This window comes from Sphingomonas sp. A2-49, from assembly GCF_025548555.1.
Lineage (GTDB): Bacteria > Pseudomonadota > Alphaproteobacteria > Sphingomonadales > Sphingomonadaceae > Sphingomonas.
This window is the reverse complement of the sequence record NZ_JAJLPA010000020.1, coordinates 40,300-61,095: the sequence shown is the minus strand read 5'-3', so window position 1 is coordinate 61,095 and position 20,796 is coordinate 40,300. Positions and strand designations below refer to the sequence as shown.

At 62.5% G+C, this 20,796-nt stretch carries 17 protein-coding genes and 1 pseudogene; 11 read left to right on the top strand and 7 right to left on the bottom strand.

Annotated features, from left to right (window positions below; all coding sequences use genetic code 11):
• The first annotated feature begins 38 nt into the window (after positions 1 to 38).
• Positions 39 to 1,307 carry a cation:proton antiporter gene (locus tag LPN01_RS14705; protein WP_410482833.1) on the top strand — a complete coding sequence of 423 codons (1,269 nt, stop codon included), beginning with the start codon at positions 39 to 41 and terminating at the stop codon, positions 1,305 to 1,307.
• A 78-nt stretch (positions 1,308 to 1,385) separates the two neighbouring features.
• On the opposite strand, the gene LPN01_RS14700 is transcribed toward LPN01_RS14705, so the two are convergent.
• Both LPN01_RS14700 and LPN01_RS14695 read right to left on the bottom strand, forming a co-directional pair.
• Positions 1,386 to 1,889, bottom strand: coding sequence for a ferritin-like domain-containing protein (locus LPN01_RS14700; protein WP_262829168.1), 504 nt, complete (start codon positions 1,887 to 1,889; stop codon positions 1,386 to 1,388).
• Between the two features lie 598 nt (positions 1,890 to 2,487).
• Positions 2,488 to 2,934: a ferritin-like domain-containing protein gene (locus tag LPN01_RS14695; RefSeq protein ID WP_262829167.1), complete on the bottom strand. Its 447-nt coding sequence runs from the start codon at positions 2,932 to 2,934 to the stop codon at positions 2,488 to 2,490.
• A gap of 94 nt (positions 2,935 to 3,028) precedes the next feature.
• Here LPN01_RS14695 and LPN01_RS14690 point away from each other — a divergent pair.
• Positions 3,029 to 3,238 (top strand): annotated as a pseudogene (locus tag LPN01_RS14690) (integrase); the annotation flags it as partial.
• 213 nt (positions 3,239 to 3,451) lie between these two features.
• Here LPN01_RS14690 and LPN01_RS14685 read toward each other — a convergent pair.
• Positions 3,452 to 4,153 (bottom strand): alpha/beta hydrolase, encoded by a 702-nt coding sequence (locus LPN01_RS14685; RefSeq protein ID WP_262829166.1) that lies wholly within the window; start codon positions 4,151 to 4,153, stop codon positions 3,452 to 3,454.
• A 624-nt stretch (positions 4,154 to 4,777) separates the two neighbouring features.
• Positions 4,778 to 5,572: a hypothetical protein gene (locus tag LPN01_RS14680; RefSeq protein ID WP_262829165.1), complete on the bottom strand. Its 795-nt coding sequence runs from the start codon at positions 5,570 to 5,572 to the stop codon at positions 4,778 to 4,780.
• Between the two features lie 179 nt (positions 5,573 to 5,751).
• Between LPN01_RS14680 and LPN01_RS14675 the strand changes: the two genes are divergently transcribed.
• From LPN01_RS14675 to LPN01_RS14660, 4 genes are all read left to right on the top strand, one after another.
• On the top strand, positions 5,752 to 6,150 hold the full coding sequence (locus tag LPN01_RS14675) for a VOC family protein (RefSeq protein ID WP_262829164.1): 399 nt from the start codon (positions 5,752 to 5,754) through the stop codon (positions 6,148 to 6,150).
• Positions 6,151 to 6,960: 810 nt separating this feature from the next.
• A complete protein-coding gene (locus LPN01_RS14670) occupies positions 6,961 to 7,593 on the top strand; it encodes a response regulator transcription factor (RefSeq protein ID WP_262829163.1) in 633 nt (210 codons plus the stop codon).
• A gap of 37 nt (positions 7,594 to 7,630) precedes the next feature.
• Entirely contained in the window at positions 7,631 to 9,127 is a 1,497-nt protein-coding gene (locus LPN01_RS14665) for an ATPase domain-containing protein (RefSeq protein ID WP_262829162.1), read from the top strand.
• Positions 9,128 to 9,136: 9 nt separating this feature from the next.
• Positions 9,137 to 10,408, top strand: a complete 1,272-nt coding sequence (locus LPN01_RS14660; RefSeq protein WP_262829161.1) for a sensor histidine kinase — start codon at positions 9,137 to 9,139, stop codon at positions 10,406 to 10,408.
• 199 nt (positions 10,409 to 10,607) lie between these two features.
• Here the strand turns inward: LPN01_RS14660 and LPN01_RS14655 are convergent, their stop codons facing one another.
• Positions 10,608 to 10,805, bottom strand: coding sequence for a hypothetical protein (locus LPN01_RS14655; RefSeq protein ID WP_262829160.1), 198 nt, complete (start codon positions 10,803 to 10,805; stop codon positions 10,608 to 10,610).
• A gap of 58 nt (positions 10,806 to 10,863) precedes the next feature.
• On the bottom strand, positions 10,864 to 11,847 hold the full coding sequence (locus tag LPN01_RS14650) for a response regulator (RefSeq protein WP_262829159.1): 984 nt from the start codon (positions 11,845 to 11,847) through the stop codon (positions 10,864 to 10,866).
• Positions 11,848 to 12,431: 584 nt separating this feature from the next.
• On the opposite strand from LPN01_RS14650, the gene LPN01_RS14645 reads away from it, so the two are divergent.
• Positions 12,432 to 12,722: a cupin domain-containing protein gene (locus LPN01_RS14645; protein WP_262829158.1), complete on the top strand. Its 291-nt coding sequence runs from the start codon at positions 12,432 to 12,434 to the stop codon at positions 12,720 to 12,722.
• Between the two features lie 556 nt (positions 12,723 to 13,278).
• Here LPN01_RS14645 and LPN01_RS14640 read toward each other — a convergent pair.
• Entirely contained in the window at positions 13,279 to 15,867 is a 2,589-nt protein-coding gene (locus LPN01_RS14640; RefSeq protein ID WP_262829157.1) for a PAS domain-containing protein, read from the bottom strand.
• Between the two features lie 255 nt (positions 15,868 to 16,122).
• On the opposite strand from LPN01_RS14640, the gene LPN01_RS14635 reads away from it, so the two are divergent.
• The 4 genes from LPN01_RS14635 to LPN01_RS14620 all read left to right on the top strand — a co-directional run bounded on the left by LPN01_RS14635 (position 16,123) and on the right by LPN01_RS14620 (position 20,679).
• Positions 16,123 to 16,728: a plasmid pRiA4b ORF-3 family protein gene (locus LPN01_RS14635; protein ID WP_262829156.1), complete on the top strand. Its 606-nt coding sequence runs from the start codon at positions 16,123 to 16,125 to the stop codon at positions 16,726 to 16,728.
• A gap of 407 nt (positions 16,729 to 17,135) precedes the next feature.
• A complete protein-coding gene (locus LPN01_RS14630) occupies positions 17,136 to 17,960 on the top strand; it encodes a sulfurtransferase/chromate resistance protein (RefSeq protein WP_262829155.1) in 825 nt (274 codons plus the stop codon).
• A complete protein-coding gene (gene chrA, locus LPN01_RS14625; protein ID WP_262829154.1) occupies positions 17,957 to 19,354 on the top strand; it encodes a chromate efflux transporter in 1,398 nt (465 codons plus the stop codon). The genes LPN01_RS14630 and chrA overlap by 4 nt, the downstream gene beginning before the upstream one ends.
• Entirely contained in the window at positions 19,354 to 20,679 is a 1,326-nt protein-coding gene (locus tag LPN01_RS14620) for an alginate export family protein (RefSeq protein ID WP_262829176.1), read from the top strand. Before chrA ends, LPN01_RS14620 begins: the two co-directional genes overlap by 1 nt.
• Positions 20,680 to 20,796 lie beyond the last annotated feature (117 nt).

The window sequence follows — 20,796 nt, the reverse complement described above, 5'->3', positions numbered from 1 at the left end:
TCTGCTGATCGGAAATCGATGTGATCGCCTCCTCCGCAATGCCAGACCCGTACATCCTGGTTCTCACCGGATTTGGACTGCTGACCGCATTGGTGGTGTGGCTGCCGCTAGCCCTCCGCAAGCTGCCGCTGTCCCTTCCGATCGTCTGCATCGCGTTGGGAGCGGCGCTCTTCTCCTTGCCGCAGGTGACGCTGCGACCGCTGCCGATCCTGTACCCCGAGATCACCGAACGGTTCACCGAGTTTGTCGTGATCATCGCGTTGATGGGAGCGGGACTGAAGATCGACCGCGTGTTCCGGTGGCGCGACTGGGCGGTCACGTGGCGGCTGCTGGCGATCACGATGCCGCTCGGCATCCTTGCGATCGCAGCGGTCGTGGCCTGGGGAATGGGCCTGCCATGGGCCATTGCCCTCCTCCTTGCCGCGAGCCTGGCACCGACGGACCCGGTGCTGGCGGCCGATATCCAGGTGGGGCCTCCGAAGAGCGAGGACGAGGACGAGGTACGCTTCGGCCTTACCTCCGAGGCCGGCCTAAACGACGGCTTCGCCTTTCCCTTCGTCCACCTCGCGATCGCGCTCGCTGCCGCCGCCGGAACGGGCAGGCCATGGCTGGGCGAGTGGCTGAGCTACCGGGTGCTTTGGGAAATCGGTGCGGGCGTGGGGGCAGGCTGGCTGATCGGGCGCGCGTTCGGATGGCTGACCTTCCACGTGCCCGCCCAGACCAAGCTCGCCCAGACCGGGGACGGGCTGATCGCGTTGGCGGCGACGTGCATCTCCTACGGCTTCACCGAGATCATCCACTGCTACGGCTTCCTGGCCGTATTCGTGACCGCGCTGACGTTCCGGGGCACCCACCGCAGCCACGACTTCCATCACGACATGCACGACGTCACCGAGCAGATCGAGCGGCTCGCGATGATGGTGCTGCTGCTGCTCTTCGGCGGTGCGCTGGTCAGCGGCCTGCTCGCCAACGTGTCTCTCGTCGACGTACTCGTCGCACTCGCGATCCTGCTCATCATCCGGCCAGTCACTGGCCTGATCGGCCTGACCGGGCACGACGCGGATCGCTCCGAGAAGCTGACGCTCGCCTTCTTCGGCATCCGGGGTGTCGGCTCGATCTACTATCTCGCCTACGGCCTCAACCACATGGACGTCGCCGGGGCGGAAAAGCTCTGGGGTTTGGTCGGGATGGTCGTCCTGTTCTCCGTGGTTCTACACGGCCTGACCGTCACGCCGATAATGCGTCTGCTCGATCGGCAGCATGGACGAGATCCCGACAAGGACGAACCACCGGCCGTAGGAGCGTAGCGTCCCGCGGCCGAGGCCCGTTCGCGATCACGACCGTGACGCCCGTCCAACGACTGGACGGACGTCCGAGCGTGATAATCAGGCGGCTTCGGCCTGCAGGTTCACCGAGCTCTCGGCGAGCTTGGTCATGTACTCGTCGCCACCGTAGATCTCCTTGGTGGCCTCGCGCAGCGCCTTGTTGTCGTCCTTGAGGCCGAGCGCCTTGGCGTAAGCGGCCGCCGTGCCGAACCCGGCGATGCCGTAGTGGGTCATCCGTTGGTACTGCGCGATGATGATGACGTCGAGCACTGATCCCTTCTCGGGTCCTTCCTCAAGAACGTGCTTCGTCGCCTCGGCGGCTAGGCCCTCCATGCCCTTGCAATGTTCCTTCGAGACCTTCTCGTCCTGGCCTGCGATCAGCTCCTTCAGCACGGCGGTGTGCTTGGTGATGCCCTCGTGGGACTTGCCGAGCATCTCCTTAAGCGCGGGATCCGACGCCTTCGTCGTGATCTTCTTGAGCACCTTCAGCATCTGATCGTTGGCGGACCATAGGTCCTTCAGCTCATCGACGTACACGTCCTTGAGATCTTCCGGGGTCGACATCGGCAAGCTCCTCCAAACTGCAGGCATGGTGCCCGAGCTTGGAAGTACCAGCGTGCGGCGTAACCTCGCGGTTCCAGACATCACGCCGTTTCCACATTGCCTCGGCAGCCGAACATAGCCGGCTGCAGGCCCACCGCTGCCCACCGGCCTTTCCGAAGGCTGCCGTTCGGCCAATGAAGCGCGGCGACATTGATCCATGGCGAGCGACTGTACGGAGATGGCCTGCCCCCGTGCCCGGTCGTGTCAGGAAGCAGATCCGGCGGATCCACGTGGGCCGCGGGCGAAGCGAGTCAGGAGTTTTCCGAGCGGCTGGAGTCACGCTTCCACGGGGATCCACTAGGGCCGCCGCCGTATCGCAGGTCGCGGAGATCGTAGCCGCGACCAGCGACACGGCGGCGGTCCGAAGATTTCGCTTCGCATCCAAGCAAAGACGTAACGGGGTGCCGATGAGCTTGCATACTTCGAGCCGATGCCGACAAACATGCGCGCCGTGTCCGGTCGTCTTCCTGACGCCATTAGCGGGATGGCGATGCACCCGCGTCCGACGCGTCGTCGATGTCGGATCGGGCGGCGGTCGTGTGCCGCCGCCCGTCGGTCGTCAGGCCAGGCCGTGCTTGAGTGCACTCATCCTGTCATGGCCCTCTCGGACAGATGCGAATGCGTCGGTGATCACCGCGAGAGTCGCCGGCGCCAGGCCGTCGTCCTTCATCGCGTCCTCGAACTTGGCCTTGATGTGGTCCTCGCCGCGCTCGACCTCCTGGATGATCGCCTCGTCGTCCTTGCCGGTGATCGCCTGCTTCAGGTCCATGAAAGTGCGATGAGCGGCTGCCAGCATGCTGGAGTCCATCTCCGGCTCACCGCCGAGGCTGCGGACCTGGTTCTGCAGATCGGTTGCGACCTTCGCACGATCGCGCGCGAAGTCGGCGAACATCGTCGCGAACTGCGTGCTCTCTGCGTCCTTGGCAGCGTCCTCATAGCCCTTCATGCTGTCGAGCGTGGTCACGATGAGGCCGTTCAGCACGGACGCGTCGTTATTATTGGTCATGTAGAACTCCGATGGGGAAGGTCGCTCAACGATCCCGTCGCCCGAACGGGCCCAAGCAATCGGATGGCACGCATCGGCACCGACGGCGATGACGGCCAACCGCCAATGTGCCCGGCTGGTGCGCGAATGGGTCGTCGGCATCGGCTTGGCTCCTCAGGAATACGGGACCCACTCGTTTCGACGGGCCAAGGCGTCCATTATCAAAAAGGCCACGGGCAACCGTCGAGCCGTTCAAATCCTCCTAGGTCATGCCAAGATCGACAGCAGTGTCGGCTATCTGGGCGTCGACGTGGAAGATGCCTAGGAGCTGACTGAGCGAACCGAGGTCTGAGCAGACCCACTAGCAGACGTTCCCGGCGACCCTTTACCTTTCCGAATTCAGACATTCGTTCAGGTTGCTGAAAATAGCGCAACAGGGGAGTGGAACCCGCATTCTCGCCGACTGAGGGGACGTCGAGTTTGAAACTGCCGTCGGCTGAGCATTCTCTCTGTATCGAGCACCGTCCAAGACGTACGATCAATTTACCTTGCGTACGAAGCTGGCGACATCCTCGAGCACCGGTGCCCTGCTCCTAAATGGACGCGCTAGCGCCAGGAGCAGGCTGACATGGCCCATTTTCGGATAGGACCGGAAATTCACCGAAACGCCACCCGCACGCAATCTTGCGCCGAGCGCTTCACTGTTACGCGGGCGGACAATGGTGTCGTCCGCTCCAACGAGCAGCAACGCTGGTGGATCTCCGGTCCCGGCCCACGTGACGGGCTGCGTGTCCTTGGGTCGGGGCCACCCACCGAATGCGGCACGACTGGCGTCGACATCGAAAGGAGCAAAGTCATAGGGGCCAGCCATTCCTATGAAGCCTCTGACCGCCTGCCGATCGTCCTTCAGCCAACGATCGTCTACCGCTAGCATGGCGGCGATATAGGCGCCCGCCGAATGACCCGTCAGTATGAGCCGAGCCGGGTCCCCGCCGAACTCTGCAGCATGTGCCTCGGTCCAGCGCACGGCAGCTGCGCCATCCTCCACGAAGGATGGATAGCGAACCGTAGGCACGAGCCTATAGTCGGGGATAACGACAACGAACCCCTTTGCCGCCAACGCTCTGCCGACGAAGGCATAGCCTAAGCGCGATCCGCTGTTCCAGCTTCCGCCATAGAAGAACACCACGACCGGCCGCGTACCGATCGGTTGAGGTTGTGGCGCATAAACGTCCAGCATCTGCCGTGGATCGTTACCGTATGCTACGGCGGTTGCGACCCTTCCCGCACCTCGATCTTTAGGCACCAGCGTGTCGAACACGCCTAACGGCGAGCAGCCAGCGGCGAAGAGGCTAGCCAGGACCGTGAGGCGAGCGCGAAAGGTCGTGGCCATGCTGTTCAACGTCCTCTTTCCGTCTCTGCAATGATGCGATCGATCATCAACATGGGTGGACGCATGTTCGACCTTGTGGATCGCGCTCGTCTCCACTCAGTGGCGCCGGCGCGGACGGTACATCGCCATGGTCCACGGCATGACCAGCGAACCCGCAGACTTTGCATCGAAACCGCTGCACCCGCCGTATCTCGATCATGAACCCTGAGCCCGACCTCTCCTCAGATACTGCAGCTTCGGTCGGAGCGGGCTCGGAAGGTCGCTACCGGCGCATCGTTGATATGACGGCTGCACTCAGGGCAATGTTCGGTGATGCAGCTTTAGCTATTGCCCATGGTCAACCAGGCACCTTCGACGTCGGCGGGAGGAGTGGCATCCGGTGGCAGGACCTGGCGGACGAACTACGCGCCGCCAAGCTGCCTCACACAATAGCCATCCCGCCGACGCCGTGACGCGTCACCGGGCGTGCGGTTACATGGGCGGCGTGATCCCGTCCTTGCCGATCGCAACGAACTTGGCTCCCGGCGCGCTCGCGTCGGTGACGACGAAGACCTTCTGACCTTTCGCCAGCACTGACCGCTGCGTCGGCTCGAACCGGACCACCGGCGTGCCGGCCGGCACCAGAACCTTGGTCTTTCCGCCCTTGTAGGAGACGGTCAGCGTCGTCTCGCCCGGCTTGCCCGCACCATCTGTCACCGTGCCGTTGGTCATGGCACTCTGTTGCTCGACGGTGCCGTTGGTCATCGCGCTTTGCTGATCAACCGTGCCGTTGGTCATGGCGCTTGATCCGCTCGCGTTGCCGCCAGCCGCGGCGACGACGCCGGGAACGTCCCAGTCGTAATGGCCCTCGCCTGTCCCGCGCATCGATTCCGGGAAAATGACCAGCTCGACTGCGCGCGCTGTATCTCCAGCCCCTGTCGTTGCCGTGCCGATGAAATCGCCGTCCTTCAGCGTGGCCAGACTGGAACCAACCACCCATGCGAAGCCGGTCTTGGTGTCGAGCGGCACGGACACAGCACGACCATCATAGGTCTGCACCGCAATCGCATTTGCACCAACGGATTGCACGACGCCGCGGACGCGGGTCGCGGTCGTCGCCGGACCCGACGCAGCTGTCCCATTTGCCTCGTTCGAGCTTGGGCTGCTGCACCCGCCCAAGGCGACGATTGCGCTGCCGAGCAGCGCGAAACTCTTCATTGTCATCGTGTCGCATCCCTGGATCGGCGCGAAGCAGGATGTCCGCGCCAGGATGCCCTGCACCGTCATGCGTCATTTGTCTCCAGCCAACGCCGAAGCTTGGTCGCTATTGCTTCGCCCGCAAGACCACATACCCTGCCGCCCTCCGGCGATGTCGATGACGAACGAGGCGTGACTGCGCGTCTGTCTCGGCTATGGGACACCTACAGGCGCCTTGCATCAGGCAGCCTTCTGTCAGGAGAGAGACCATGCTGTTTCATACGATGGTGGGTTCCAACGATATCGAGCGGTCCAAGCGCTTCTACGACGAAGTGCTGAGCGTCCTCGGCGTGAGCGAGGCCACGCTGAATATCGCAGGCAGCGGCCATACCCGCCTGTTCTACCGCAACGAGAACGGCACCAACTTCATCGTCACCGAGCCTATCAACGATGAGCCCGCTACCGTGGCGAACGGCAGCACCGTTGCATTCTCGTGCAATTCGCCCGAGCAGGTGAAGGAGTTCCACGACGTCGCCATCGCAAACGGCGGCACGTCCGTTGAAGCGCCACCGGGACCGCGAATGAGCCCCTCCATGGGCCCGATCGAACTAGCCTATTTTCGCGATCCCGATGGCAACAAGCTTTGCGGCATCCACTTTCCCACATGACCGACTCTGGGTCGAGCTCGCTATTCATGTTGCCGGCGAGCTCAATCCAGACATTTGCGGTGCCTTTCCTACTTTTCAGCTTCGGCCGCTCTTTGCTCTTGCTTGGCAAGCGCCCGGAGCCGCCGCGCAGCGGTGTTACGCTCCGAGGTATGGTTCGATCTCATCCAACCGGAGCGTGATCGCTCTGCTGGGCAGATAGATAGTTAGTCTCTGCCGTTCATCGTTCGTGAAACGAGCGGCTTTGATCAACAGGTCACGGATGGCTGCCCGACCGACGACCCTGTCGCCTCCCAGCCAGCCACTGCCAAGCGCGACCTCAGGTGCCAGAATGAGCAGGCCGTAAGCGTCGGATGCCGAATGCTCGATTATGACGATGGTGCCCTTCTGCCGTGAATGCGGCTTGGCTTTAAACTGAGGATCTCGGCTTCGCGATTGGCAGGCATTTGGACCCATCCCGTACGTTCGGCAGGTACCATTGGGTTCCCAGCTTCGGACACTGGTTCATCTTCAGAAAGGCAACAAGAGGTCGCTGCCTTACGGGGCATTGTCTCGACGGATAGAACCTGACTCTATCACCCTCGGCCCAAGGCTCGTCCAGGCTTGCGTCTTCGGTGCATGCGCGGGTTCGCGCGGAGGGGTCGTTCCGCTGGCACTTAGCGCCGCCCACGATAACGATCAGAACCACGACAGCCTCCTCGTCCGTCCTTGACAGCTTATGTTAGGGCCGCGAAGATTCACGTTCTCCTTCAACGGTTTCTGCAGGCCCTGTACCGGCGCCTGCTGCGTAGGGCAGAGTAAAGAGGGGCGGAGATGGGGCAAGTGGGCGAAGATCGATCCATCTACGTGGTCGATGACGATCGGGAGATCAGGCTCTCGTTGTCGTTTCAGCTTTCGACGCTCGGATATTCATGCACGCCTTTTTGCAGGGCTGCGGATTTCCTCGGCGCACTCGAGCATTTGAAGCCCGGCTGTATTCTGCTCGACATTCGGATGGCCGGCATGGATGGAATCGAGATGCTTGCGGCCCTGCAGGAACTCGGCGTCGAATGGCCTGTCGTAATAATGACCGGCCACGCCGACGTTCCAGTGGCGGTCGCCGCCATGAAGGGCGGCGCCGTCGAACTGCTTGAGAAGCCGTTTGAGGAGGCTCTGCTGATGGCCGCCCTCGACAAGGCGTTCGGCACGCTGAGCGAGCGCCTGGAACGGTCGAGCCACTTCGCCGCGATCCATGGCAAGCTGAAGACGCTGTCACCTCGCGAACGTGATGTACTCGCCCACCTGACCGCGGGGGAACCCAATAAGCTGATCGCGGATGCGCTCGGTCTAAGCGTGCGGACGGTGGAGATGCACCGTGCCAATCTCCTTCCCAAGCTCGGCGTCAGGAGCACGGCTGAGGCGGCCGTCTTCGGGTTGCATCTTGGACGGCTGGGCACCAGCGTCTAAGGTGAGTGACAATGCAACGTGAGGTAACAGCGCACCCATGAACAGGGATCGGAGCGAGGACGGCACTGCGGTGCCATCGGGCTTGATCGCGCTGGACACGATCCTCGATGGCGGTTTCGCACGTTCGCGGCTGCATCTGATTGAGGGGCGTCCAGGATCGGGCAAGACGACGATCGGCTTTCACTTCCTTCTGGAAGGTCTGCGCGTCGGAGAACCCGGACTCTACGTCACCTTGTCTGAAACCCGCGCAGAACTCGAGTTCTCGGCGCGTTCGCATGGTTTAGATCTCGAAGGCGTCGAGTTCTGCGAACTGGTTCCTCCGGAACTCAGCATGGACGCAGGCATGGAGCAGTCGGTCGTATACACGTCGGAGCTCGAACTTGGTGAGACCGTTCGGCTCGTGATGGAGGCCGTGACCGCAAGCGCACCGCGCCGCGTCGTGTTCGACAGTCTTTCGGAGATCAGGCTTCTTGCCCAGAACCCGCTGCGGTATCGCCGGCAGGTGCTCGCGCTGAAGCACTTCTTCGCCCAGCAGGGCTGCACGGTGCTGGTGCTGGATGACCTCACCGCCGAGGACGACCACGTCAATCTCCATAGCCTCGCCCATGGCGTAGTTCGAATGGAGCTTGTCCCGCTGACGTACGGGGCGGACCGCCGCAGGCTCAGGGTGCTCAAGATGCGCGCGCGCGGGTTCATTGGGGGCTATCACGACTACGCCATCAAGACCGGCGGCATCCGCATCTTCCCGCGGATGGTCGCGGCAGATCACGAGCATGCCGACGAAGCGGAGAACTCCGCGCAAAGCGGGATCGAGGCTCTGGACCGGATGGTGGGCGGCGGCTTGGATCGCGGCACCTCCACGCTCATCATGGGTCCGTCCGGGATCGGCAAGTCGACGCTAGCCACTCAGTTCGTCAAAGCGGCAATCGAGCGGCAGGAGAGCGTACTCCTCATCACGTTCGACGAAAGCGAGCGTAACTTCACCAGGCGCAATCGCGGACTCGGCTTTGAGTTCGGCCCGGCCCTCGCCGCCAAGCAGCTGGTTTTCAGGGCGGTCGATCCCGCGGAGGTCTCGCCTGGCGAATTGACCGAGATGATCTCCGACGAGGTGAAGCGAGGCGTAAGCGTCGTGGTCTTGGACTCGCTATCGGGATACCAGCACGCCATGCCGGAAGAGCGGTATTTGCTCCTTCAGATGCACGAGCTGCTGAGCTACCTCAACGGTCAAGACGTGCTGACGATCATGACACTCGCTCAGACCGGCGTCATGGGCGCCATGAGCGGCTCCATTGACATCACCTACCTTGCCGACGCCGTGCTGCTGATGCGCTTCTTCGAGGCCGAAGGTGAGATGCGTCGCGTGATCTCGATGACCAAGCGGCGCACCGGCGCCCATGAGATCGCCCTTCGAGAGCTGACGATCGGGGCGGGCGGAGTACACGTCGGCCCGCAACTGAAGAACTTCAGGGGCGTGCTGACCGGGTTGCCAACTCGGGCGGAGGGGCCTGAAGGAACGACAGCTGAGAGTGGCTGATTTTTCGCCATGAGCAAGCGCATTGCCGTCATCGCTCCGCGGGGGCGAGATGCTGAGGTCATTCACGACATTCTGCGGGCAGCGGCCATCGACGTTGCAGTGACGACGCTGGACGTCCTCTTGCCCGCGATTTCGGGCAATCACTTCGGTGCCGCGGTCCTGACACAGGAGGCACTTGTCGGACTGTCGATCGCCCAGGCACGCGAGAGCATCAGGCTACAGCCGGCCTGGTCCGACTTCCCCTTCGTCCTTCTCACCACCCCTAACAGGGATGAAGGGCGAGCGCAGCTGGCTGCGGCACTTGGTAACGTCACGCAGGTGGAGCGACCCGTGTTGCCGGCCACTCTGCTGAATGGCGTACAGGCCGCCCTGAGGGCGCGACTGCGACAGCACGAGATGCGTGACCTGCTCGATCAGCAGATCAGGGCAGAGCAGCAAATCTCCGAACTGGCGCACGGTCTGGAAGAGCGGGTGCGCCTCCGGACAACCGAGCTGGAGGAGTCCAACGCCAACCTGGCGCGCGAGATTCACGACAAGGAGGTGGCGGAAGCTCAGCTGCGCGACCTTCAAGCGACGCTGATCCACGTTTCCCGCCTCAGCGCGGCGAATACGATGGCTTCAACAATCGCGCACGAACTCAACCAGCCGCTGGCGGCGACCGTCAACTATCTCAGGGGTGCCGAGCGCCTGCTCCGCGAGGCCAACGCATCGACGCTGATCATCAACGCGGTCAGCGCCGCAGCAGGCAATGCCCATCGCGCAGGTGCGATCATTCGTCACCTCCGCGCGATGGTGTCCAATGCACCGATTACGCGTGGAACGGAGTCTGTCGCCGAGATGGTCGACAATGCTCGGCGCCTCGTGCTGCTGGAGCCGACCGCCAGCGAAGACATCTGCCATGTTCGCATCGACGATGGTGCCGACGACGTATTCGTCGATCGCATTCAGATGGAGCAGGTCCTTGTGAACCTGATGCGGAACGCCATCGAATCGATGGAGAAAACGGCGAACCCTCGTATCGAAGTCGTCGCAACTCGCGAAGAGGATGTCGTCTCGGTGACGGTGCGTGACTTCGGCCCCGGCTTCCGCGCACTGCCCCTCGACCTGTCCACCCCGACGTTCTCCTCTACCAAGATCAACGGCCTCGGTATCGGACTGTCTATCTGTAGAACTATCGTTGAAGCCAATGGTGGCAGCCTATCGGTGACCAATGCAGTATCAGGCGGAGCGGAAGTTACTTTTACCGTTCCATGCATGACCATGCCCACGACGGACGCCTGAATGGACGCTCGTCCAAGGCGTGTGCGCTGCTATTCAAGCAGTCCCAATCGCCTGTTCCTTGCCATCGTCGGGAGTCCAACTGGCGGACTGGGACTTCGCACATACGCCCTTTCCGACAGCTCGCCATCGGAAGATCCTTGGCCGGTTGGAGACCGATAGGCGCGATCTTGGCGGAGCTGCCCACCGACCCTCTGATCTCTCACAAGCAAGCATGTTTCGTGACGGAAATCGCAGGTGAGCAAGCGTCTATCCTCGAGACCTTAAATCGGGCACTAGATCCGTCGTAGAGCAGCGAGATCGCCATGCTGACGTGCGCAGCAGCAGCCCACTGTCCCATTTCGTCGAGCTGAGCCAGTTCGGCCTGGAGAGCTTCTATCGCTTTGCCAATCTTGGTCATGTCAGTCCTCTTCGTCGCAGGCGATACGACGGCGGATGGAGTGGTCGTGGCGATCCGGTTAAGCCGCCAGTTGTCTGCCGTCGATCATAGTGCCGATGATCTCAGCCATCGTAGTCAGACGCCTGACGATGGCGGGGGTTACGAGCCGGACCTTCGTATCGGCGAGGCACAGTGCCCCAAGGCGAACGCCGTGCTCGGAGATCACGGGAAAGCCGACGTATGTGCGCAGCCCATCCTCCCGGACTACTGGATTCGACCGAAAACGCGGATCGGTCTCGGCGTTCTGCACCACGAACAAGGTGCCCGCGGCGATGGTGTAGTTGCAGATTGCGTTGACCCGCGGCGTGTTGTCTTCATCGTAGCCGTAGCTCGACTTGATCCACTGCGTATCAGCATCGATAAACGTCAGAGCACACATCGGGAAGCCGGTTGCGCCAGCAGTGTACTCCGTCACGAGGTCGAACTGGCGTTCGCGTACTGCGTTGCCGAGCTGTTTTTCCTGCAGCGCGAGGAGCCGGGCGTCTTCGTCGGAAGGAACGGGATAACCACAGTGCACCGGCGGCCTACCTTCTCGGAAGCCCTTTTTCCGCGTCGGATCCGAACTTAGCTGAAGTGAAGAGACCTTATAGTTCGGTGCGGACTCAACAGCTTCGCATGCCTTGACGATTTTCTTGAAGAATGCATTCACGTCATCGGCAAGCTCCTGCTTGCTGATGCACAGCGCAGCTCCCATTGACTGCAGCTTGCTGGCGACGGCAATACTCTTTGTAATCTGCTCAGACACTACCACCTTGCAGATGTCGGTCCGCGACTCCAGCGTCTGCAACAGTGATGAGCCGTCGATGTACGGCATGCAGAGGTCTATCGTGAGAAGGTCAGGGGAAAGCCTGCTCACGAGATCAAGGCCTGCCATCGCGTCGGATGCAACGCCGACCACCTTGAAGTCTGGCCTCGCATCAAAGGCAGATTCCAGGATCGCCTGCAACGTGCGCGAGTCATCGACGACGACTACGCGACGAACTTTAAGTGGAGCTTGATTCAATTTACCTCTCCCGGGTGATTCGAGCCAGCTGGCTCGTCTCGTGAATACGACTGACGTAGGTGACGTCCCATCATGAGGGTCCGGAGATCATCGATGACAGCGCATGCGGCGAGCCAATCGCCGGTCACTGCTGCGAGTAACTCTGCCGACCGGAGAACTGCGCCTCGAGCTATACGTCCGGATCATCGCTTCCTCCCCACCAAGTTGCTGGGATGAATTCACCGTTTCTGCCGTATGAAAACTAGATCGGACTTATACGGGTACGGCATTCACCAAATCGCAACGATTGGGCTTACCGGACAAACCCTCCGCTGTACCTTGCGGCACCTGCCGGCCAGGTGAGTGCTCCTTGCTTGAACCGGTTCGGCTTTCAGGAGGACGCAAGAAATTGCAGCGATGGATCGATGCATCCCCTCCCCACCGCAATCGTCGACGCCGCACACTCGAGAGGAATTGCCGTGACGATCTTCAACAAAGATATGATTCAGCTGGCCACCAAAAACGAGCGTTGGCAGAAGGAAGTATATCGCGGCGCTAGAGTCCAAATCGTTCTGATGAATATCCCCGCTGGCTAGGAGATCGGCTTGGTAACGCATCCCGCCGACCAGACTACCTTCATCGTCGAGGGCGAAGCGCAGGTAACGATCTACGGCAGCCATACCAAGGCCGGCCCCAACCATCTCGTGGTCGTGCCCAAGGGCGCCGAGCACAACATCGTCAACAAGGGCTCGTCGGCGCTCAAGCTCTACTCCGTCTACGCCCCACCCGCCGAGCCCGAAGGCGCCGCGTTCCGGACCAAGGAGGAGGCCGAGGAGGCGGAGAAAGGCCTACTGACCAAGCTGGCAGAAAAGGCCAAGGACGCCGTGTCGGGCTGATCGCCGGATCGTCGGCGTGCCGCATCCTGCGCGGCACGCCAGCTTCGGCTTAGCCGCGCGTGCCGCGCTCAAACCTGCCGTATCGCTAAGTCGGCCCACATGCAGCCGTTCGAGTTTGTTTCCCAACTCCTCAATTTCGGCCATTCATTCAGCACGCCGGCCTAGCAGATTGGGCGGATCGACCTCATCCAATAGCCGACTAATTAAGCGGGACGGCAAAAAATAAGCTCGATTGGCATGGGCCCGTCGTAAGCGCGCAGCCCGGTACCTGCCAATCAGCTATAACATAGGGTAGCCAGTCTGCCGTGTGAGGAGACGAGGGTGAGCCGAGCGCCAGATAGCGACAATGCGCTCACTGTCGTCCGCTCGAGATCGCCTGATCGAGAACATGGTAGGCACATGCCTGACGTCGCACAGTCACGGCAAGGGCCCGCGTTTTGTTCAGTTCTTTGCGGAGACAACGACCCAGGACCATTCATTCGCAACGAGCTCGGCATCCGCCAATTGTCGGCTATTTGTTGATAGACCTAGTGACAAACAAAACATAGCCGGGTCGTCAAGGCAGCGCCCTGCGATCTTTGACCTTACGCAGGGTTCGAGAGAGTTCGTCAACCGAGTACGGTTTGTGGAGCAACTCGAACCCGTGTGTCCCACCTTCGGCCAGCACGCTGCTAAAGCCACTCGTCAGGATAACTGGGAGATTGGGATGTAAACGCTTGATCTCCTGACCGAGCTCGATGCCGCTCATGCCCGGCATGACGACGTCTGAGAACACGACGTCGAAGTTTGACTTATCGGCGGCGAGCTTCTCGAGCGCTGTTCTGCCGTCAGCTGCGAGAACAACGTTGTAGCCCATCTCCGCCAAGGCGTCGGTTGCAAACTGGCCCACCTCGGGATTGTCCTCGACCACAAGAATGCAGGCACCCTTTGCAAGCGAAGGCGCATTGCTGAGGTCGGCCTCGTCTACCCGCATCGTAGCCTGCGAGGCAGGAAGGTACATGGTGAAAGTTGCGCCACGGCCCTCGTCACTTTCGACGACCACCTCGCCTCCGGACTGCTTCGTGAAGCCAAACACCTGGCTCAGGCCCAGTCCGGTGCCTTCGCCCACTCCTTTTGTTGTAAAGAACGGTTCGAAGATCTTGTCGATCATCTCCGGTGGAATACCGCTGCCGGTATCGCGCACGCAGATCGTGACGAAGTCGCCAGGGACCGCGGGATGAGAGCGAACTGCCGGCATTCCTTCCACTCGCCCGACCGCCATAACTAGCGCTCCCTCCCCAGCCATTGCGTCGCGTGCGTTCACCGCCATGTTGACGATCGCCGTGTCGAATTGGCTTCGGTCGGCGTTGACCACGCAAGGGAAAGCGGGGGTCTCCATGCGAACGGTGATCCGCGAACCCACCAGAGTGTGGATCATCGGCTGGATGGCCCTGACGCTCTCGCTGGCATCGAACGCCTCAGGCTTCAGCGCCTGCCGCCGCGCGAAGGCGAGCAGCTGGCTGGTCAGGCGCGAGGCCCGATCCGCGGTGTCGGCAATCGCGTCGATGTAGCGGATGCGGCGATCGTTCGAGACGTCGCTTCTCCGGAGAAGATCGACCGAACCCCGGATCACGGTCAGCAGGTTGTTGAAGTCGTGCGCCAGTCCACCTGTTAGCTGCCCCACCGCCTCCATCTTCTGCGACTGCCGCAGCGCCTCCTCAGCCGTCATCAGCTCGGCGGTGCGGTCGGCGACCTGCTGCTCCAGCGAGGCGGCGAGGTTGGCGAGCTCGCGCTCCGCGCGCCGGCGCTCAGTTGCCGTGCGGGTCCGCTCCGCGACTTCACAAAGGAATTCCATGTCTTCCGTCTGCCAGGCACGCGGTGCGTCGTGATTGACAAACAGCAGTGCGACAACCTCGCCCTGTTCCATGATCGGCATGTTGATGAAGGATCGTGCGGAAATGGCCTCGAGTGCGGGGGCAGTGGCAACGGTCCGCGGGTCGATCCGCGCATCCTCGACCACGGCAGTTTCGCCGCGCTTGATGTCGTCGATGTACGATCCATAGTCGCGAAAGGCGAGCACGCCGGCGATGGTTTGAATACCTGGAGCGTTCCAGTCGCGCTCAATCGTGATCATCTCCCGGTCCTGATCCACGATGCCGTAACCAGCCCTGCTCACCTCCAACGTCCGTCCGATGACTTCCGCTGCTACGAAGGAGATGTCGGCAGCGTCGTCCAGGTCACGCAGAGTATTCCCAAGTTCCGCCAGCGCGACGCGCCGGCGCTCGGTACGCTTAACTGCGGTGATGTCGAGCGACACGCCCGCAAGCCGCACAGGCCGGCCGTCCGCATCGAAGAACGGCTGTCCGCGGCTCGCCAGCCAGCGTACAACCCCATCAGGCGTGGTGATCTGATATTCGACCTCGTAGTCGACCCCGTCAGCTATCGTTCTGGCGAGCGCCCGCTCGGCCCGCTCGCGATCGTCGGTGATAACCGCCGCCATGCGATCCTCGAAGGTAAACGGCACTTCCGGGTGCAAACCGAACAGTGCTTTGCACTGGTCAGACGAGGTCAGCGCCATGTTCAGGAGATCGATGCTCCAGGTGCCGAACCGACCAGCCTTGAGCGCGAAATCCAACTCGCGCTCGCGCTCCTGCTGCGCCCGCAATCTGGCCGTCAGCTCGGCCATCAACGCGGCGTTGTCGCTCTCCAGACCTTGCAACCGCTCGCGCTCGATCGTCACGTCGACCTGGCTTGCGAAGAAATAAACGAGCTTCTCATCCGCATCGAACACGGGCGCCATCAGCAATCGGTTCCAGAATGGCTCGCCATTCTTGCGATGGTTGCGAATGTCGATCTCGATCGCTTCGACCCGCTCGACAGCATCATGGATGGCGCGGACAGTCGCCGGGTCGGTCTCCGGACCCTGGAGAAAGCGGCAGTTACGTCCGACGATCTCATTACGATCGTAGCCGGTCAGGCGGCAAAAGGAGTCATTGGCGAACACCACTGGATTATCGGGCAAGCGCGGATTGGTAATGATCATCGGCATGCGGGTCGCATGCACCGCCGCGACAAACGGGTCCGTGTGCCGCCCTGGCCCTGCGATCTCCAGCGCGATACGCTGTTCGTCCTGCAGGCTTCTTTCCGATGCGGAGCTGTCCGACACACTATCTCCATGATTAGGTCGCCGCCCCTCTAAGTCACGGAGCAAGCGCCTGGAAGTGGAATTGCTCAGCGCGCCTTGTGGCAGCCTTTTGGCCCTTGGTGCTGGTGATAACGACCCAAATGCGGTCGTTCCGACGCCGTATGGCGCGCCCGAACTTCCGTTCCGGCTGCCTGTGCGGCGCGATTGCCGTTTACCCGTTGCGCTGTGACAAGAGGGTGCCTTGGCATTGAGCAGCCTAGCCTGCAAAACCGCGGCATGACCCAAGAGACCATCGCGCGCCTCCGCATCAGCCTCAACGACATCGCGCCCGAAATCTGGCGCAAGGTCGAAATTCCGGCCACCGGCACCCTCAAGATGCTTCACGACTTGATACAAGCCGCCATGGGCTGGCAGGACTATCACCTCTGGCATTTCGAAGCGGGCGACCGCCGCTATGGCGTACCTAATCCCGAGTGGCCGGACCGCAATCTCACCAACGCCAGAAACGTGAAGCTCGGCTCCCTGGTCGACCGCGGAGTCTGCCAGCTCACCTACACCTACGACATGGGCGACGACTGGCGGCATACGGTTGTTGTCGACGCGGTCGGGCCAGCCGAGCCCGATACCAAATACCCTCGCTTCGTCGCTGGCGAACGGCGCTGCCCGCCCGAGGACGTCGGCGGCTTTCCCGGTTTCGAGCTGTTCCTCGACGCCATGAGCGACCCGGCTCACGGGGAACATCAACAGCTACGCCAATGGTACGGCGGCCCGTTCGACCCTGACGGCATCGACGAACTCGCTATAAAGCGTGCCGTCGCAGCCATCGCGATCCGCCGACACGCCGGCAAGGCCGCCTACAAAAAAAGCCGCGTCCGCCACTGACGGGGATTGGTCGGCCATGCTCATGGCGCAAGCGACCCAGAACGCGACATTCAGACCGCGAGCATCGCTTCTCGGAAGCGGACATTTGTTAATGTCATCCGCCGGTGCTCACAGCGACCAGATATGCCACGCCGAACGGCGAGATGTGGGACAAATCTGCCGTCATCAATGATCCTGACGAACGGCGACTTCGACCGAGAGCGGCAGTGCGTGAGCGTCCCGAAAGGGATCGAATAACGGGCATGGAAAAGGCTCCTTGAAACCTGTCGAAAGCGAAAACCGGGACGCGGAACTGATGATTGACATTGCACCATGAGCATGGCTGATTAGGCGCATGGGGATGGCGATCTCCCCACGAGGCGTCAGCTAGAGAATCGCGTCCAGCACGACCACGCAAGGGACGCACCATGCCTGCTCCAAACGCCATTACACCCGATAAACTCGCCCGCATTATCGCATCTGCGAGCGCGCCTCGCATCGTCGATCTGCGCGACGGAGTTGCGGAATGCATTCCGGGGTCGACCTTTCCAGCCTATCCCAATCCGACGGGATGGGGGTGTGCTGCCGGCTCTGCCGTCGTAACGGTCGACGCCGACGGCAATGGTTCGGCAGTTGCCGCAGCGGCCATCCTACGCAGCGAAGGTGTGGCGGCCGAAGTGCTGGAAGGCGGGTTCATCGCATGGGCGGCAGGCGCATTGCCGACGGTATCTCTCGCCCATCTACCACCCCGTCACGAGGACGGACGCACATGGTGGGTCACGAGAGCGCGTCCTAAGGTCGACCGCATCGCCTGCCCCTGGTTGATCCGACGCTTCGTCGATCCGGAGGCTCGCTTCCTCTTCGTGGCACCCGGCGAGGTGCTGACCGTCGCTACGCAGCAGCAGGCCGAGCCGTTCGACATCGTGGACGAAGGCGTATTCTGGAGCCATCGCGGCGAGCGTTGCACCTTCGATGTGATGGTCGAAGCCTTCAGGCTTGATACGCACGAACCGCTGGTGCGTCTGGCTGCGATCGTACGTGGTGCTGACACCGATCGCCTAGACCTGGTGCCGGAAGCGGCGGGACTGCTCGCCATCTCGCTCGGACTGTCGCGCATCCACAGCGACGATCACATCCAGCTCGAAGCCGGCATGGCGGTATACGATGCTCTGTATCGCTGGTGCCGTGACGCGCAGGGCGAAAAGCACAACTGGTCCTCGCATCAGCCCACGCGCGGCAAGGTGTCGGCATGACCGCGGTGACGGCGGAAGCCGCAACCCCGGTGCGCCCGGAGCCGGTCACGCTCGGCCAAGCCTTCCGGGTCTGGCTGCGCATCGCTATGCTGTCGTTCGGCGGTCCGGCGGGACAGATCGCGGTCATGCACCGCATCCTCGTCGAGGAGAAACGCTGGATCGGGGAGCAGCGGTTTCTGCACGCGCTCAACTACTGCATGTTGCTGCCGGGGCCGGAGGCGCAGCAGCTCGCCACCTATATCGGTTGGCTGATGCACCGCACGAAGGGCGGCATCGTCGCCGGCGTGCTGTTCGTCATCCCCGGCGCGGTCGCGATCATGGCGTTGAGCTGGGTCTATGTCCTCTACGGCCGCGTCGGCATCGTCTCGGCGCTGTTCTTCGGCCTCAAATGTGCGGTGCTGGCCGTCGTGCTTCAGGCGGTGGTGCGGATCGGTGGACGCGCGCTCAAGTCGACGCCGGCAAGGGCGCTTGCCGTGCTGGCGTTCGTGCTGATCTTCTTCGTCGGCGCGCCATTCCCGCTGATCGTGCTGGGCGCCGGCCTCATCGGCTGGTGGTCCGCCCGGCAGGGCAGCACGGCTTTCCGGGGCGGGGGCCACGGCGCGTCCAAGGGCGCGGTCGTGGCCGATGCCGACACGCTGCTGGGCGAGGATCTGCCGGCCCATGCGCGGCCGACGTGGGGCGAGACGATCCGCACGGCGCTGGTCTGGCTGGCGCTCTGGCTCGTACCGGTCGCGGCGCTGCTGATCGCGCTCGGACCCGATGACGTGTTCAGCCGCATCGCGACCTTCTTCTCGACGATGGCGATGGTGACGTTCGGAGGCGCCTATGCCGTGCTCGCCTATGTCGCGCAGCAGGCGGTTGAGAATTACGGCTGGCTGGCGCCGAAGGAGATGCTGGACGGCCTCGGCATGGCGGAAACGACGCCCGGGCCGCTCATCATGGTCCTGCAATTCGTCGGCTTCCTCGGCGCCTATCGCGATCCCGGCGGGCTGTCCCCACTGGTGGCGGGCACGCTTGGTGGCCTGCTCGCGACCTGGGTAACGTTCGTGCCGTGCTTTCTGTGGATCTTCCTCGGCGCGCCCTTCATCGAGCGCCTGCGCGGCAATGCCGCGGTCGCCGGTGCGCTCTCCGCCATCACCGCGGCGGTCGTCGGCGTCGTTCTCAATCTGGCCGTCTGGTTCGCCCTACATACGCTCTTCCGTGAAACGGCAGCCGTTGCGTTCGGTCCGATCCACTTCGACGCGCCCGTGCTTGCGAGCCTCGATCCTTGGGCAATGGCACTCGCGGGGGCAGCTGTCGCCGCGGTGTTCTGGCTGCGCGCCGGGATCATCACGACGCTGGTGGCAAGCTCGGTCGCTGGACTGGCGCTGTATCTCTTCGGCCTGATCGGCTGATGCGGACCATCGCGATCCTTGCCGCGTCGGCGGCAGCATTTCCGTGCGTGCCGGCCATGGCGCAGGTCAGCGTGAGCGGCACGACCCGCCTCCGCGTCGAAACCATTGATGGTCAGGCACGGGCCGGCTTCAACGAAAGCGACACGCTGTTGAACCTGCGTACCACGTTGGCCGCTCAATATGAGGACGGCCCGATCAAGGTGGTGGGCGAGCTGTGGGACAGCCGCGTTTACGGCGACAATGCAGGGACGCCGCTGTCGACCGGCGAGGTAAATACGTTCGAGCTCGTCCAAGCCTATGTCGAATTGAAGCCGACCGCCCCGTTCGGGCGCGACACGAATGCGACGATCCAGGCTGGGCGGTTCCTGCTCAATCTCGGCTCACGCCGGCTGGTCGCGGCCGACGACTATCGAAACACCACCAACGGCTACACCGGCGTCCGCGCCGATCTCGCCTGGCGCGGTGGGTGGAGATCGACCGCCGTCTACGTGCTGCCGCAACAGCGCCGCCCCGACGACGTGCCCTCGCTGCGACGGAACAGCGTCGCACCGGATCGCGAGGGTTTCGACCTCGTCCTTTGGGGCGGATTGCTGAGCCGCTCGAAAACGATCGGCCGGGCAACCGTCGAAACCTCGTTCTTCCATCTTGGCGAACGCGACCGGCCGGGCAGACCGACACGCGACCGGTCGCTGAAAACGGGCACCGTACGCGTCATTGCCGAGCCCATTGCAGGCGGCGTTGACTATGAAGTGGAGGGGATCATTCAGCGCGGACGCATCTCCACAAGTCTGGCCGCAAATGCGCCGCGCCAGGGCGTCGCTGCGTGGTTCGTGCATGGTGACATCGGCTATACGTTCCAGAGCGGCTGGAAGCCCCGCGTCGCGGTCGAATACGACCATGCGAGCGGCGATCGGCCAGGCGGCGACTACGGACGGTTCGACACGCTGTTCGGGATGCGCCGCGCCGACCTCGCCCCCGCCGGGCTCTACAACGCCATCATCCGCAGCAATCTCGTCAGTCCGGGCGTGCGGATCGAGGCGACGCCCGACAAGCGGACCGATTTGATGGCCTCGCTCCGTCCGTTCTGGCTGGCGGCTCGCCAGGATACGTTCTCGTTTACGGGCGTGCGCGACACGACCGGCCGATCGGGTTCGTTCGCGGGGACGCAGTTCGACGGGCGCATACGGCATCATCTGTCGAAGGCGTTGCGCCTCGAGCTGGACGCCGTCCTCTTCGCGAAGGGCAAGTTTCTGCTCATGGCCCCGAACGCACCACCAGGCCGCTGGACCAAATATGTGTCGGTCAACGCGACCGCAGTTTTTTGAAGGGGCATAAAGCGGCAGCGAGGACCCTTAAATGGTCGCTCGCACGAGATTAGCGGCTGCCTAAAAGGAGACATCCATTCACGCTGGAGTGATGACATGCCGCCCGGCTTACCCATA

Excerpts from the sequence above, each read along its gene's own strand:
- LPN01_RS14695 (WP_262829167.1), bottom strand. The coding sequence starts at position 2,934 with ATGACCAATAATAACGACGCGTCCGTGCTGAACGGCCTCATCGTGACC.
- LPN01_RS14660 (WP_262829161.1), top strand. The coding sequence starts at position 9,137 with ATGAGCAAGCGCATTGCCGTCATCGCTCCGCGGGGGCGAGATGCTGAG.
- LPN01_RS14705 (WP_410482833.1), top strand. The coding sequence starts at position 39 with ATGCCAGACCCGTACATCCTGGTTCTCACCGGATTTGGACTGCTGACC.
- LPN01_RS14670 (WP_262829163.1), top strand. The coding sequence starts at position 6,961 with ATGGGGCAAGTGGGCGAAGATCGATCCATCTACGTGGTCGATGACGAT.
- LPN01_RS14655 (WP_262829160.1), bottom strand. The coding sequence starts at position 10,805 with ATGACCAAGATTGGCAAAGCGATAGAAGCTCTCCAGGCCGAACTGGCT.
- LPN01_RS14665 (WP_262829162.1), top strand. The coding sequence starts at position 7,631 with ATGAACAGGGATCGGAGCGAGGACGGCACTGCGGTGCCATCGGGCTTG.
- LPN01_RS14700 (WP_262829168.1), bottom strand. The coding sequence starts at position 1,889 with ATGTCGACCCCGGAAGATCTCAAGGACGTGTACGTCGATGAGCTGAAG.
- LPN01_RS14620 (WP_262829176.1), top strand. The coding sequence starts at position 19,354 with ATGCGGACCATCGCGATCCTTGCCGCGTCGGCGGCAGCATTTCCGTGC.
- LPN01_RS14635 (WP_262829156.1), top strand. The coding sequence starts at position 16,123 with ATGACCCAAGAGACCATCGCGCGCCTCCGCATCAGCCTCAACGACATC.
- LPN01_RS14630 (WP_262829155.1), top strand. The coding sequence starts at position 17,136 with ATGCCTGCTCCAAACGCCATTACACCCGATAAACTCGCCCGCATTATC.
- LPN01_RS14675 (WP_262829164.1), top strand. The coding sequence starts at position 5,752 with ATGCTGTTTCATACGATGGTGGGTTCCAACGATATCGAGCGGTCCAAG.
- LPN01_RS14685 (WP_262829166.1), bottom strand. The coding sequence starts at position 4,153 with ATGCTGGACGTTTATGCGCCACAACCTCAACCGATCGGTACGCGGCCG.
- chrA (WP_262829154.1), top strand. The coding sequence starts at position 17,957 with ATGACCGCGGTGACGGCGGAAGCCGCAACCCCGGTGCGCCCGGAGCCG.
- LPN01_RS14680 (WP_262829165.1), bottom strand. The coding sequence starts at position 5,572 with ATGACGGTGCAGGGCATCCTGGCGCGGACATCCTGCTTCGCGCCGATC.